Source organism: Psychromonas sp. SA13A, from assembly GCF_011378715.1.
In the GTDB taxonomy this organism is placed as follows: domain Bacteria; phylum Pseudomonadota; class Gammaproteobacteria; order Enterobacterales; family Psychromonadaceae; genus Psychromonas.
Map to the genome: position 1 here is coordinate 119,382 of NZ_WTKU01000004.1, position 15,285 is coordinate 134,666.

The window sequence follows — 15,285 nt, forward strand, 5'->3', positions numbered from 1 at the left end:
AAGTGCGGATTATACGCTGTCCATCTTAGTGTGCAATGTTTATACCTATGTAATACCCATTCCACTAAATAGCGGCACAATCTTGTTGCTTAAGTTGCTTCTTTTATATTGAAAGGCTGCAAAAGGAATCAACTATTTAATGCTATTTCGGCCTTTAATTAATGGATCCCTTACCCAATATTTAATTACAGACTTATTAGAGTAGCTATTACTTCAAAAATGTTATCAGTGGTGCCTGCAAGTATATTGGGTTAGCCCGCACTACTCACCTTTTAAGGTGGTTAAGTTTACTTCACAACTGCCTTTGTCAGCGGCAATATAAAATACATTGTCGGTAAGGGTAATACTAAAGTCCATAGTACGTTCAACCAGAGAAGCAAAGCTTTGAATTTGTTCAAAGTCAAATTGATAGACTTGCGCATTGATCTTGCTGAAATCTTTCAGCGATTGCTTCCACCACACATTAGATTTAGTGTTAAAAGTATAAATCTTTACGCTTTTAGCCTGACGACAGGCTTTTTTAATACGTTCAAAACCTGGTTCACCCACATCGACCCATAACAAAAATTCATCACTATAATTTTTAGCCCAAATATCTGGGTCATCGGCCTCACTTAAGCCTTTAGTAAAACTTAAAAACTCTTGGTTATTAAGCACAAATGCAAGAATACGTGTCACCATGCGTTCCGTTGTTTCCGATGGGTGTTGTGCAATAGTTAACGGAATAGTTTCATAAACATCTTGATCTAAATTAGACACATTAATGTTCATTTTAAAAATAGTTGGCTTTAATGCCATGGTCTTTCTCCAAAAAAAAACCACGTTATAAAACGTGGTTTAAAATTATTTAATCACTTGTGAAAATTATTATACAGGCATTTTCGCCAATTCTTCACATACCATATCACCAAACTCAGCAGTACTAACTAAGTTTGCTTCACCTGGCTTAGATAGATCTGAAGTTGAGTAACCATTTTCAAATACGCTTTGCATCGCATTCCAAAGGTTTTTAGCTTCTTTTTCCATACCAAAGCTCATCTCTAACATTAATGCCACAGAACCGATCATTGAGTATGGATTTGCAATACCTTTACCAGCGATATCTGGCGCAGAACCATGTGATGGTTCGTAGTAAGATTTTTCAGGACCTTTACAAGCAGAAGGCATTAGGCCTAAAGAACCTAAGATACCACCACCTTGGTCACTTAAAATATCACCAAACATATTTTCCATTACCATTACGTCAAACATAGTTGGTTTTAGACATAAGTATGTCGCTGCAGCATCAACTAAAATGTTGATCACTTCCACTTCAGGGAAATTTTTGCTTTCTTCTTCTACGATTTCATTCCATAAAACACTTGATTTTAGAACGTTTGATTTATGGATATTGTGCATCACTTTTTTACGTTTCATTGAAACTTCAAAACCAACACGAACGATTTGACGGATTTGATCTTCATCGTATTCTAATACTTCACGCACATAACGACGGCCTTGTGCATCAATACCTGTTTCTTTTTCGCCAAAGTACAAACCACCTACTAGCTCACGAATTAACATGATGTCGATGCCTTCACCAACAACAGAGGCTTTAAGCGGAGAGAAGTGAGCCAGCCCTTTTGGTAAATAAACAGGACGGAAGTTAGCATAGGTATTGTAACGACGACGTAATGGTAATAAAGCACCACGTTCAGGTTGTTCGTCTACAGGAATCTTTTTAGAGTCTTCGTGATTTAAACCGATGGTTCCTTTTAGAATTGCATCAGCTTTGTCACAAGCTGCTTTAGTTTCTTCAGGGAATGCTTTACCAGTAGCAAAATAAGCAGCGGCACCAAATAATACGTCGTTTAATTCAAAGTTAACATCTGCATTACGCTGTTCAACTAACTTCAAAACTTTTACTGCTTCTTTCATTACTTCAGGACCGATACCGTCACCTGCTAGTAAAGCAATGTTATATGTTGTCATTTTTTTTCCCTAAATGAATTATCGAATTGTATTTATACTCGTCAGTCTTTAACTTTTATGCCTAGAATCTTTTCAACTCTCAGCTTGCTGGTTTTTAGATATTGAATAATAACGGGTAAGCATGCTGGCATAATAAAGTAAAAGCACACTAAGTTTCAATTTTTGAAACACTTTTTTCGCATATTTAAGCAAAATAAGTGAATATTAAACAGGATTATCAATATCTATAAAGATCACTTCAAGATCCATTTCTGCAGCTAACCATTCACCTAAAGCTTTTACTCCATATCGTTCAGTTGCATGATGCCCCGCCGCAAAGTAATGAATACCCATTTCTTTAGCAATATGCGTAGTACGTTCAGATATTTCACCGCTAATAAATGCATCAATCCCTTGTTCTGCAGCAATAGTAATGTAATCCTGTCCACCACCTGTGCACCAAGCAATAGTTTTAATCTCAGGTTTACCACCATCTATCCATAAGGGTGCTCGTTGTAACTGTTGGGTAATAGATTCAACCAGTGCTTGTGGCGTAATCGCATTTTCAAATTTTCCGACTCGACCTACACTGCGTTTATCCCAAGGTTCAAGTGGTCGTCTATCAATAATATTGAGTAGTTCGGCCAATTGTTTATTGTTGCCTAATTCAGGGTGCACATCTAAGGGTAAATGGTAGGCATAAAGATTAATACCATTTTCTATCAGCGCTTTAATACGATTATATTTCATGCCAACAATTTGTTGTGCTTCACCCTTCCAGAAAAAACCGTGATGCACTAAAATCGCATCCGCATTATGCACAATAGCCGCATCAATTAACGCCTGATTCGCAGTAACGCCAGTCACCACTTTTTTGACTTGCTCACGCCCCTCTATTTGTAGGCCATTAGGACAATAATCTTTAAATTGATGTATTTCTAAAAACTGATCGAGCTTATTAGCAAGTTTACGGTTATTCATAGTATTCACTTTTATTGATGTATGTAATATGGCGCTTTATGCACTTATTTTCTGAATCCAAGTTATAAAATAATTGGACTTAATAAAATAAACCAACATTGGTTACTTAACCTTTATTTTTGGTAGTCAGATGGTTGCTGATAATCAAATGGATGCTCATAAGTAAATGTTCTGCATAATGAAAGTAAAGATCACTTTGATTCAAACGCGCCAATATCCGGCGCTAGGCCATTATAAGCGAGAGAAATTAAGTCGCCTTTTTTCCAAGTTATTTTTTTATCTAGGTATATCTTATTAGACAGCCTATCAATTTTTACAACCGTTGCAACTTGTGGCTTTTTATTGTTGATTGAAGCTGAGCGAACCATAATTTGATCCCCTGTTTCATTGGCAATCCCTACTCCGTCGTAAAAGAACTGACTATCTTGTACTTGAAAACTATCCCCTTCGCCCGTCGTGCTTATAATTTCACTTAGATGCAGGCCAGTATCAACCATCGGACTGCCCGTAGATAACCTATAATCATGCTGGTTTTGATTAACAAACAAAGGATCACTGGCTAAGATATCCTTAAAGCGAACCGGTATAAAGCTGCCTTCAAAGTCATACACACTCATCTCACGAGAATTTCCCCACAAACCAATCACTTTATCATTGAGGTGACTGCCGATATTGTTATTAACAAACCATTCATCACCCTCTTTTTGCCGAAACAGTATTTGTTTTGCATTATTATCACTGCACTGGCTTGCACCTAGCCCTTGATTATTCCAAAGAATATTATTTATAAACTGATTATCTGTAAATTTTTCTATTTCACTGCCAATGGCAATACCAACACACCAGTTATCATGAAAAGTATTGTGATAAATGCGATTGCTATAGTTATAGGTTGCTTCTGGTCGATAGCTAGCAAGGCTGAATCCTACATTGGTATGATAAAAAGTATTAAAACGGATCAAACCATGTTGACCAGCATATTGGATCCCGTTACCTCCACTTGCAGAATAATAACGTACGGCATCTTTAAACACATTATGCTCAATAAGGTTATATTGGCTTGCATCTAAGACTGCACTTTGCTGCTTAAAGCGTCCATTACCATGCCAATTCATGGTGCCCTGTTCGCAATCGAATACCGCACCTAATTTTTGCTTTTTATTACTGAATACATTATCTCGAATAACATTGAAACTACCGCATTTAATATTCCAAACATCATGGCCAGCTAGATTCATTGTATTGCCTTGTACACGGTTATAATTTGCATGCACTAGTGATAATAGATCCGTGCCTTTTTGAAACAGGTTATTGATGATTTGATTGTGGTGACTAAAAGCGACATACAGACCGCCGCGTTTGCTAGCACTTCGACCATCATTATAAATACTTGAACCAGTGAACTTGTTATTAGAGAAAATATTATGATGCGCATTTAAAAAACGACCAAAACCAATACTTTTATCGACGCTAATTCCGTTCACTACAATGTATGACACTTCATCTAACCATATCGCACCATACTCTTCCCCATGATCAATAGAATTAACATTGTACAGTGTCACTTTTTCATTTTTATAGGCGCTAAACCCGATATAAGCCTTTGCATTCCCGGATTTAGTGACATGTAAAGCTTGTTTAAAACGTCCTTCACGTAGCAGAAATAGATCCCCTGCTTTCGCCATTTTATTAGCCGTTGATAAATTGCTAACAGCTAACCAATGTCCTTGCCCGCATTTACGAGTCGTTGGTTGATAATCGTCACAGCTTGCTTTCAATGTAGGATCAATAAACAAATACCTTGTAAAGGCAGGCAGGTTAAATTGTTTTAATAGTGCATTAAAGGTGGGATCAGGCAAAGATTGAGCTTGAATAGACGTTGTTAATAAGCCGCTAATGAGAATCACCGAGCAATAAAATATTCGCAACATAAACTCTTCCTTTTGCAGCAGTCAGTATCAATAAAAAGCAATACAGCGTTCAATACAAATATATAATCTGGTTATATGAATTGAACGCTGTATTAGTAATGGTAGCAGTTTTAGCTGTAGCGCTATCTTATAGCAAAACATGAAGACTATAAATCAAGTGATTTTACAAACAATATCGATTAAAAAATTTATGTAGAGTCGATATTTTGAACCAATGCCTCTTTTAATAAAACATTAGTTCAGAGGTATTGGTTCAAAATATAAAGTCTAAAAAGGCATTAATTAACGAGCCTGCTATTTAATACTTCTGGAATTCAAGTTTGAATCTAAGATAGCTTAAATCTGCATGATAAAGCTCGCCTAACATTTATAGCTCAACAAGTAACATCATCGGTCAATAAATAACGTTACTATTTAACAAATATAGTTTTAACAAATATAGTTGTCTGGGATAATAAAGGAAAATTGACTGCCTTCCCCAACATGACTTTCAATATGTAACTTGCTGTCATAGTGAGATAATGCATGTTTTACGATCGACAAACCTAAACCAGAGCCACCAGTATCACGGGATCTAGAAGCATCTACTCGATAAAAACGCTCGGTTAAATGTAAAATATGTTCAGGAGCAATACCATCACCAGTGTCCATCACGCAGAAATAAGCTCCTTCCTGTACTCGCTTCCAGATCACTTTAATAGTGCCATGCTCAGGAGTATAATTAATGGCGTTATACACTAAGTTAGCTATCGCGCTACGTACTTGCATTTCATCGCCAACCACCGACAATTTAGGATCAACTTTAAAAGTGACAGTTTGCGATTTTTTACGCCCCAATGTAACGGCTTCATTTTCAACTTGTGTTAATAAAGCAGACATATTGATACTTTCATGGAAATCTAAGGTCGCCGCACCCTCTATCTTTGATAACGTCATCAATTGTTCAACTAATGCACACATACGTGCAGTTTGCTGATCCAGTACTTGAATAGTTTTTAATTGCATTTTGTCATCTTGCGCGCTCATCGCTAGCATTTCAATATAGCCTTGCAAGACGGTAAGTGGAGTGCGAAGTTCGTGGGAAACGTTAGCGACAAAATGACGTCTATTTTCATCCATTTGACGATAACTAGTGACATCACGCACAATCAATAAGCGCTGATTTTTGGCATAGGGCATGATCCTAAATTCTAATACTTTTTCATTATTAATCGGGGAAACTAAATCTAGTGGTTCGTTATAGGCATCACTGCGTAAATATTCCACAAAATCAGGGTGACGAATTAAGTTGGTAATATTCTCTCCCGCATCATCGGGCCACTTAAAGCCTAGTTGAAATTGGGCAAGTCGATTACACCACACGATTTCACCGTCTTTTTTAAATACCACCACCGCATCAGGTAATGCTTCAGAACCTTCACGGAAACGACTAATTACACTAGCTAAATTATTGCGGCGTTTACGGTGGCGCTGCTGCATATTATGAATACCAATGTAAGCATGTTCCCACACCGACTTACCGGGTGGTAAACGTGTACTTTTGCTGATCCATAACCAATCATTTAACTTTTTTAAAAAATAATAATGCCAGGCAATATGTAACACTGTGGTCACTAATAAAAATTCCAGTAAAAACCCTGTTAATAGTCCCAAGATTAAAACCGGAAAATAAACTAAGCACATTGCCCAGAATAGCTGCTTCCATGTATATACTTTCAAATGCGTCACTCTATATAAGGTGGTGGCTCACTTGTTAAGTGATTCCGTAATAAATGAATTGTCTTTTTAGATAATAGTATTTTTAGGCAACCGTTTTACAGGCTAACATCTATCCTTTATGAGCGTGTAGAAAAGCGATACCCTGCTCCACGGACTGTTTGAACTAGATGATCATGATCTGACAATGCTTTACGTAAACGACGAATATGTACATCTACAGTGCGATCTTCAACATAAACATTGGTCCCCCACACATTATTTAATAATTGCTCGCGGCTATAAACACGTTCCGGATGTGTCATAAAGAAATGCAATAATTTAAATTCTGTTGGTCCCATATCTAATGGTGCATCACTTAATGTTGCACGATGCGATATAGGGTCTAACTTAAGTTTACCAACTTTAAGTGTATCATCGAGTGAAGTAGGGTTAACACGTCGCATCACAGTCTTAAGACGAGCCATCAGTTCTTTTGGGGAAAAAGGCTTAGTAACATAATCATCGGCACCATTTTCTAAGCCACGCACTTTATCTTCTTCTTCACCACGAGCAGTTAACATCACCACGGGGATTTGACGCAGGATCTCATCTTGCTTTAAAAATTTTAGTAATTGAATACCACTACCGCCAGGGAACATCCAATCTAATAAGATCAGATCAGGATATGGTTCATGGAGATGGTCAAGTGCCGCTTGGTAATTGTCCGCTTCAAGTGTTTCATAACCGTGTTGTTCTAATACAAAACTCAACATATCTCTGATCGCGACCTCATCTTCAACCACTAAAATTCGACTTGCCATTAGGTTTACCTATTTATTGTCTGTGCTAAATGATGTCATTATCACTAGATATTATGACATTTATATGACAATCACACATAAAGTGTCATAAAGCATCAAATTGATATTTAAACGAATAGTTTACAATAATAAATATTGCATTAGATAGGAGGCTTCAGTCACTTGCAGAAAAAAATTGAATTTGGAGCCTAAGTTAGTACCAGTAAATTATTTGAATAAGCAATTAATTATAAAAGACGCATTAATTTTACCAAGCTGCAAAAGATGGCATGTGGCGAATTCAACATTGAAGTGCATAACGCTTAATTTTCATTGCTTAGATTGCTTTTTTCATTAATTCTACTTTATATTCAGTATCATCAATAGCAGGATTAACTGTTGCTAAATCAAGCCTCGATTGGTGGCTAAAGTAATTTTCTTGAAATTGCAAAAATGGCATGGGTTTAGAGAACAAATAACCTTGACCAAATTGACAACCAGCTTCAAGTAGATACTGTTTTTGTTCTTCGTTTTCAATACCTTCAGCAACAACTTGAATATTTAACTGCTGAGCTAACATGATCATCACTTTACATAAATCACGACTATTACTTTCTGTTTCTAAATCATCCACAAATGACTTATCAATTTTCAAAATATCAACATCCATCTTCTGTAAATAAGACAGAGAAGAGTAACCCACACCAAAATCATCTATCGCAATAGAGACACCTTGATCTCTTAATTGAGTCAGTTGATAACGAATATTTTCTTCGCTTTCCATTAACAAGTTTTCTGTTATTTCAACGATTATTGCATCATGACTTAAACCAAGTTCAGCGATATATTCAAACCAGTTTTTCATCCATTCTCCGTTACCTTTAAACTGTAAAGGAGAAACATTAATGCTGATCTGAAACTCAGTATCTACATTAAGTTTTTTAAATTCAGCAAGATCCTGTGCTGCCGTTCTGGCCACCCACTCGCCAATATCTGTAATTAAACCAACCTCTTCTGCAACGGGAATAAACTCAAATGGCGAGACTAAACCTCGAAGAGGATGATGCCAACGAATCAATGCTTCGGCTTTACAGATCTTATTAGTGGATAAATCTACAATAGGTTGGTAGTAAAGTTCGAATTCATTGTTTTTAAGACTATGACGTAGGGTTTCCACCAACTCTCTTTTTTTGACCACATCATCGAGCATGCTCGCATTAAAAAAGTGATGACAATTTCGTCCCGCCGCCTTTGACTTATACATTGCTAGATCTGCACATTTAACGATATTCTCAACCGTATCACCGTGCTCAGGAAAAACAGCAATACCAATACTCGTGGTGACATAAACATGCTTACCTTTGATCACAAAACCTTTTGATAAATGATTATGAATATCGATAGAAATGGACTCTACATCAGACAAACTTATGATATTTTCCACTAGGATAATAAATTCATCTCCCCCTAATCGTGCGAGTATTTCAGTGCCTAAGACACTTGCAATAGATTTACTCACAGCAATCAATAATAAATCACCGTAATCGTGACCTAATGTGTCATTTATTTCTTTAAAACCATCGAGATCTAATGCTAATACGGCGAATTTTTTATCTTTTTCATGTTCAATCAAGTCAGCGAGTTTATTTAGTATATAACGTCGATTAGGCAGGCCAGAGAGAGGGTCACTGAAAGCCTGAGTGGTTAATTGGGTATTTGCCACTTTTAAAGCCGTTGTCCGTTGCTGAACAGTTTCTTCCAGAGAGTGATCGCGTTGTTCAATGGTTTCTAACATCAAATTAAAACAAGAAGCTAAATTACCTACTTCATCAGTCGATAACACCTGTGAGCGTAAACTATAATTACTGGTTTTAGTCACCCTGTCTGCCACGGCAGCGAGTTGAATAAGTGGATAAATGAGGCTTTTACGTAAGAATAACGACAAAATAAAGCTTAGCACTAAAATGAGCACTAAAATAACCAATAAAAAAGTACTAAAAAATAATAAGCTCGCTTCAATTAGCGAGTAATCGGCCTTTATTGTCAATACACCATAGTCAATACCCTGCATCTGCAGTGTTGTTTTAACCACCATTAAATCCGTGAATATTTGTTTTGTATTGTCCTTTTCTGCAACAACAGCAACAAAAACATTCCCTTTCATATCTTCTACTTGGGCACTAACAATATTACTTTGCCCCTGAAGAGATTTAATTTGTTCTGTCGCACTTGCTTGATCTTCAAAAATCAAAGCTGCAGTGAGATTTGGTGCCAGTATATTAGCGATTGAATTAAGCCTAGATTGTTCCGCTTTGGTCACTGCATTGAGTTCATAGATAGTAAACATAGCGGCAATTGAAATAGTGCTAAAAAAAGCGACCAACATCAGCATCGCAAGTAGTTTCGCTTTCAATGATCTAAACAATATGCGTTTTAACGGCATTATAATGGACCTTTATAGATTCGACCTAAGCGAAGTACTTTAGAACTCATATTAATACCTGCTTGTTTTAATTTATTGGGATTGATTTCGAAACGGACTTTACCGCCAACGATAAAAAAATTGATATGACCACCAGATAAAATAAAATTATTAAATTCGCCCACTAACATGGTATTGGGAATAAGATCCTTGATAATAATATCATTCCATTTAGCGATATCATTTTTTGAGATGAATAAGGTATGACAGCCCTTGATGTCTTCAATATCAGACCTTAAAAAACGAACCTCAACAGGAACTTGCCTCACGCTTAAATCTTTAAGTGTAAGTTTGGCCGCTTCTACAAAGTCAGAATTAAAACTACAAAGGTTATAACTTTTCGCTGTCGTTTCATGAAACCATTCACCTTGAGAGTACCGAGCGAAATTATAAATAAAACCGGATTTAATTGCATCTTCACGTGTTGTTGCAAAAGCAGATGTTGATAGCATAAGCATCAAGGTTAATACGATTACAGAAACTTGTTTGAAGAATCTAAACATGCCGATAACCTAAAACTTAGCCGTTATTTTAGCTAGATAGCTTGGTTCGATGTAGGTACCAATTGAGAATAGTTCATCACCATTAGCATGCTCTAAATGCTGACCGTAAAGTAAGTTATTACCAGTAACAGATAACATCACCGTAGGCGATATTTGCCAATGCCAGCTTAAATCCAACGCGCCATAATCTTTTGTGCCATAGGCATCACCTCCTTCAAGGCGATAAATTGCTGAAAATGAGTGTGTAGATGTTAATGAAAAATAGGTTTTTGCGATAAGTTGACGTAAGTAAGAATCGCCACCTAAAGCAGGAATTAAACCTTTCGATGAATGATAATTGTTAGAACTATAACTATATCCTAGTTCGGTACTTAATTTGTCATAGGGCTGCCATTTAATAATCGCTTCCCCTCCATAGGTAGTTAATTCACCGCCAGATACAAAATCAAGGTTTATCAAGGGATAATTAACTTTTGGATCAACCGATAAGACATTTCGTGCCCTAGTATGAAACAAAGAAACATCTAACCACCAAGATTTAGCGCTATAACGATAACCCAATTCTTTAGAAACTGATTTTTCACCTTCTATATTAGCATTACCAACCAGCTCTGTCCGTAATCCGCCGTAAACGGATGAAACCAATAAACTTTCATTGTATTCTGCAAAAGAAGGAATACGTATCCCCTGTGAAATTGCGGTCCATAAAGTATGATTTGAATCTGGTGTCCATAATAAACGAGCCATCGGCTGATGCCCCCAACCGGTAAAACTGTTTTTTTCAGAGCGGTTACCAACAATTAATTTAAGCGTATCGGGTATTAATGTAAACTGTGCTTGAACGAAACCACCATAATGATAATAAGAATTAATATTATGGATACTTTTAACATAATCACTATCCTCTACAGCAATGTCGTTATAACGGTAATTAAGCCCCCAATCAAATTGTATATTGTTAAGCAGTGTATTCATTTGGTAATCAATATCTGTAATTAAAAATTTATCTTGATAATGACGTTGTTCACCTTGTTGAGAACTAATTGATGCTTGTAACATTTGATTAGAATCAGCTGAAAGTCGATGTTCTAATCTTGTCATTAATTGAATATGATCACGTGAATATTCATCTTCTACCAAATGGGACGTATAAGTAGTTAAATCGGCTAGAGCGATATTTTGCCCTAGTTCGATGTGTGTATAATCAACCTGAGCTAAAAAAGAAAGATTATCATTTAAGTTTAAATCAATTCGGCCTCCAATTGTTTTCTTTTTGCTATGGTCATTAGGGTTAACAAGCTCACGACTTTCCCCTGATTTATCTGCTTCTTCAACACTACCAAACACTCTAAAAGAACTATAATTGGCGAGATCACCTCCAACCCTAAAATTAACCTTATGGTCGATGTGCGAACCGCTAGCTAGCTGCACGACTGTATCTCGAGTATCCACACTATGCTTAGTAATAATATTGACAACGCCATTAGTAGCATTACTTCCCCATAACAGCCCACCTTGTCCACGTACTACTTCTATACGCTCAATATCAAATAAAGGAATATTTAATGCTTCCCAATAAACACCAGCAAAACCAGGGTTGTAAATACTTTGGCCATCAATCATTACTAACAATTTACTTGAATAACGACCAGCAACACTTCGAGCCGTAATTGCCCATTGATTATTATCAATTTTTCTAACCTGCATACCCGGTACGAGGGTTAATGCTTGTGCTACCGATGTTACACCTGATTGCACTATTTCTTTATTGGTTAGCACATAAATTGAAGCTGCCGTTTCAGACATACTTTGTAGGCGTTTCATCGCCGAGGTAACTTGTATATCGGCTGCCATCAACTCATCAAAATCGAGACTGGGCAGTTCATCTAATGGAGTTGCTGACTCTGCTAATGAAGAAGGTATAAACACTAAATTAAATAGCAAGATTATTGCTAATAAAAGCTCCGTTGCATTCAATGATTTTAGCATGGTAAGTACTCAATTATAGTAGACATTAAAATTCCATTTTTAATAAAATAACTATTATTTTCATACAATTATATGATGATAATATTTATACAAGGTAATACAAAAAGTAAATTAAGCGTTAAAAACACGTGAACGAATAGACACCTTAGAAAAAGTAATATTAAACTTACAGGTCACATTCAATTAACAAGATGAAAGACAAATAAAAGTTTCAATATAGTGTTTTTTTGCTTTAAACGAACTTTATCAACAGAAAACAAGTAACAGCATAGCAATAAAAACACAAATAAAGCATATTTATACTAAACAATAGGTAATAAATTTTAAATTTGCGATAAAAATTAATATCACTGCCCCTTAAGCAACTTTTGCCGCTGAGTGTAAAATCATTTACACTCATGCTCTCTTTTATTTTCCATACATTAAGGTGTATTCCATGTTTTTCAAAAACCTTCAAGTTTATCGTTTTACTCGTCCAATGGAACAAGATGAAAATGCACTAGAAAGAAACCTAGAAGAATTTAAATTTAAACCTTGTGGAAGCCAAGATATTTCAAAATTAGGCTGGGTATTTCCAATGGGGAAAAGCGGTAGTATGTTTACCCACATTCATCAAAAGCAAATTTTAATCTGTCTTAAAAAAGAAGAAAAAATGCTGCCTGCAGGTGTGATTAAAGACCAATTAAATGAACGTGTTGAAGCGATCGAGCTAGAACAAGGCCGTGCATTAAAGAAAAAAGAAAAAGACAGTCTAAAAGAAGATATCGTCATGCAATTATTACCACGTGCATTTAGCCGTACTTCACAGACTTATGCGTGGATAGATAATGAAACAAATATGCTATACGTCGATTGTTCAAGTACACGTAAAGCAGAAGAGCTCATTTCTTTACTAAGAAAAACCCTTGGTAGCTTACCTGTTGTACCTGTACAGCTACAAAATCAAACTGACGTTGTAATGACTGATTGGATATTAGAAGGCAATATTCCAGCCCATTACCAACTAGAAGATGAAGCTGAACTTTGTTCAGCCTTAGAAGGCGGCGGTATCATTCGTTGTAAGCAGCAAGATTTATTGTCTGAAGAAATTAAAAACCATATCAACTCAGATAAATTTGTAACTAAACTAGCACTCAATTGGTCCGACAGCATTTCATTTGTGATTGGTGAAGAGTTTGCTTTAAAACGACTTAAATTCTCTGATGTATTACAAGAACAAAATGAACATATTGAAGCAGATGATTTTGCTGCTCGCTTTGATGCTGATTTTATATTGATGACCGGGGAGATTAAACAACTTGTCCCTTCATTAATCGGTATTTTTGGTGGCGAACAAACTTTATAACGTTCCAACATCTTACTGCCCAGTTTAAAACCTGGGCTTTTTTTAACTAACCTCAATTCTGGTTAATGAAAGCGGCATTATATTTAAAATCATAAGATTATATTTTTTGGCTATACAGTGCCGTTAGTTTTGTGTAGTTCAGGCTAATTATTGAAGCAATAACTGGTTATTGAGAGATAATTTAACGAAGAAATCCGCGAAAATAAAGGTGTTGTATTGCTTTGCTTATCTAGAACTGAGGTTAACTATACCCGTTATTATCCAGCATGCCAAAATCAACAAGCCATAAAATGGATAGATCCTGCACATACAGTGGCCAGTCTAACGGATATAATACCGCGACTCAGTGTTGATACATGAGTTGAAAATATGATTTACCCCCCTTCTTTTCATCCATATAAGAGTGAATTAAATGACAGTTTCAATTTTAGGAAGTGCAACCAGCAAAAGTGCCACTAAAGCCTTACTATTAGGCTCAGGAGAACTCGGTAAAGAGGTCGCTATCGAATTACAACGCTTTGGTGTTGAAGTTATTGCAGCAGATAGCTACGCTAATGCCCCTGCTATGCAAGTTGCACATCGTTCGCATGTGGTCAGCATGTTAGATGGAAAACGGTTAGCTGAGATCATCCGCCTAGAAGCACCTGACCTTATCATTCCAGAAGTTGAAGCAATTGCAACGGACACATTATTAGATCTTGAAAGCCAAGGTTTTAATGTTGTACCTACCGCACGAGCAACTAAATTAACCATGGATAGAGAAGGTATCCGTCGTTTAGCAGCTGAAACATTAGCAGTGAAAACCTCACCATATATTTTTGCTGATACTAAGCAAGAATTTTTACAGGCTGTTAAAGAAATTGGACAACCTTGTGTTATTAAACCTGTAATGAGTAGTTCAGGTAAAGGCCAGAGTGTTGTGAAAACAGATGCAGACCTAGATCACTCGTGGACTTATTCACAACAAGGTGGCCGCACTGGTAAAGGTCGTATTATTATTGAAGGATTTGTTCCCTTTGATTACGAAATCACACTCCTAACAGTAAGTGCTGTTGATGGTATTCATTTTTGTGACCCTATCGGCCATAGACAAGAAGATGGCGATTATCGTGAGTCATGGCAGCCACAAGCTATGTCAGAAAAAGCACTACAACAAGCACAAGAGATTGCAACTAAAGTAGTGACTGAATTAGGTGGGTTTGGTTTATTTGGTATGGAGTTTTTTGTAAAAGGCGATCAAGTCTATTTTAGTGAAGTATCTCCCCGACCACACGATACAGGATTAGTCACACTTATTTCTCAAGATCTTTCCGAGTTTGCTTTACATGTAAGAGCCATACTAGGATTACCGATCGGAGCAATCACACAATACGGTGCCACTGCTTCAAGTGTTATTCTAGGGAATGGCACCTCTCAAGATATTAAGTTTTCAAACGTAGCCGATGCTTTAGGCAAAGTACCAGGTGCGCAAATGCGTTTATTTGCAAAGCCTGATATTAACGGAAGTCGTCGCTTGGGAGTCGCTATTGCACGTGGGCAAGATATAGAGCAAGCAATCGCTAACGCTAAATTAGTAAGCCAAACAGTTGAGGTGCTTTACTAAGTT

General features: G+C 36.6%; 11 protein-coding genes. 2 read left to right on the forward strand and 9 right to left on the reverse strand.

All coding sequences use genetic code 11. The annotated features are described in order from the left end of the window. Positions 1–261: 261 nt before the first annotated feature. From GQR44_RS05875 to GQR44_RS05915, 9 genes are all read right to left on the reverse strand, one after another. Positions 262–798: a YaeQ family protein gene (locus GQR44_RS05875; RefSeq protein WP_166370240.1), complete on the reverse strand. Its 537-nt coding sequence runs from the start codon at positions 796–798 to the stop codon at positions 262–264. Between the two features lie 69 nt (positions 799–867). After that, positions 868–1,971, reverse strand: a complete 1,104-nt coding sequence (gene leuB, locus GQR44_RS05880; protein WP_166370242.1) for a 3-isopropylmalate dehydrogenase — start codon at positions 1,969–1,971, stop codon at positions 868–870. Between the two features lie 204 nt (positions 1,972–2,175). Further along, the gene (locus GQR44_RS05885) at positions 2,176–2,931 is read right to left on the reverse strand and encodes a Nif3-like dinuclear metal center hexameric protein (RefSeq protein ID WP_166370244.1); all 756 of its coding nucleotides are present in this window, start codon (positions 2,929–2,931) and stop codon (positions 2,176–2,178) included. A 191-nt stretch (positions 2,932–3,122) separates the two neighbouring features. Next, positions 3,123–4,862 (reverse strand): NosD domain-containing protein, encoded by a 1,740-nt coding sequence (locus tag GQR44_RS05890; RefSeq protein WP_166370246.1) that lies wholly within the window; start codon positions 4,860–4,862, stop codon positions 3,123–3,125. A 429-nt stretch (positions 4,863–5,291) separates the two neighbouring features. Next, complete coding sequence (gene phoR, locus GQR44_RS05895) at positions 5,292–6,590, reverse strand: phosphate regulon sensor histidine kinase PhoR (RefSeq protein ID WP_346774324.1); 1,299 nt, start codon at positions 6,588–6,590, stop codon at positions 5,292–5,294. A 107-nt stretch (positions 6,591–6,697) separates the two neighbouring features. After that, positions 6,698–7,381, reverse strand: coding sequence for a phosphate regulon transcriptional regulator PhoB (phoB, locus tag GQR44_RS05900; RefSeq protein WP_166370250.1), 684 nt, complete (start codon positions 7,379–7,381; stop codon positions 6,698–6,700). Positions 7,382–7,697: 316 nt separating this feature from the next. Then, positions 7,698–9,803, reverse strand: coding sequence for an EAL domain-containing protein (locus GQR44_RS05905; RefSeq protein ID WP_166370252.1), 2,106 nt, complete (start codon positions 9,801–9,803; stop codon positions 7,698–7,700). Continuing rightward, positions 9,803–10,345, reverse strand: a complete 543-nt coding sequence (locus GQR44_RS05910) for a YfiR family protein (RefSeq protein WP_166370254.1) — start codon at positions 10,343–10,345, stop codon at positions 9,803–9,805. The genes GQR44_RS05905 and GQR44_RS05910 overlap by 1 nt, the downstream gene beginning before the upstream one ends. A 9-nt stretch (positions 10,346–10,354) precedes the next feature. Next, on the reverse strand, positions 10,355–12,334 hold the full coding sequence (locus tag GQR44_RS05915) for a TonB-dependent receptor (RefSeq protein ID WP_166370256.1): 1,980 nt from the start codon (positions 12,332–12,334) through the stop codon (positions 10,355–10,357). A gap of 436 nt (positions 12,335–12,770) precedes the next feature. Between GQR44_RS05915 and rdgC the strand changes: the two genes are divergently transcribed. Next, positions 12,771–13,679, forward strand: coding sequence for a recombination-associated protein RdgC (rdgC, locus tag GQR44_RS05920; protein ID WP_166370258.1), 909 nt, complete (start codon positions 12,771–12,773; stop codon positions 13,677–13,679). Positions 13,680–14,091: 412 nt separating this feature from the next. Further along, on the forward strand, positions 14,092–15,282 hold the full coding sequence (purT, locus tag GQR44_RS05925; protein ID WP_205962980.1) for a formate-dependent phosphoribosylglycinamide formyltransferase: 1,191 nt from the start codon (positions 14,092–14,094) through the stop codon (positions 15,280–15,282). Positions 15,283–15,285 lie beyond the last annotated feature (3 nt).

Coding starts and splice junctions, on each gene's coding strand:
- GQR44_RS05910 (WP_166370254.1), bottom strand. CDS start 10,345: ATGTTTAGATTCTTCAAACAAGTTTCTGTAATCGTATTAACCTTGATG.
- purT (WP_205962980.1), top strand. CDS start 14,092: ATGACAGTTTCAATTTTAGGAAGTGCAACCAGCAAAAGTGCCACTAAA.
- GQR44_RS05885 (WP_166370244.1), bottom strand. CDS start 2,931: ATGAATAACCGTAAACTTGCTAATAAGCTCGATCAGTTTTTAGAAATA.
- GQR44_RS05905 (WP_166370252.1), bottom strand. CDS start 9,803: ATGCCGTTAAAACGCATATTGTTTAGATCATTGAAAGCGAAACTACTT.
- rdgC (WP_166370258.1), top strand. CDS start 12,771: ATGTTTTTCAAAAACCTTCAAGTTTATCGTTTTACTCGTCCAATGGAA.
- phoB (WP_166370250.1), bottom strand. CDS start 7,381: ATGGCAAGTCGAATTTTAGTGGTTGAAGATGAGGTCGCGATCAGAGAT.
- GQR44_RS05915 (WP_166370256.1), bottom strand. CDS start 12,334: ATGCTAAAATCATTGAATGCAACGGAGCTTTTATTAGCAATAATCTTG.
- GQR44_RS05890 (WP_166370246.1), bottom strand. CDS start 4,862: ATGTTGCGAATATTTTATTGCTCGGTGATTCTCATTAGCGGCTTATTA.
- leuB (WP_166370242.1), bottom strand. CDS start 1,971: ATGACAACATATAACATTGCTTTACTAGCAGGTGACGGTATCGGTCCT.
- GQR44_RS05875 (WP_166370240.1), bottom strand. CDS start 798: ATGGCATTAAAGCCAACTATTTTTAAAATGAACATTAATGTGTCTAAT.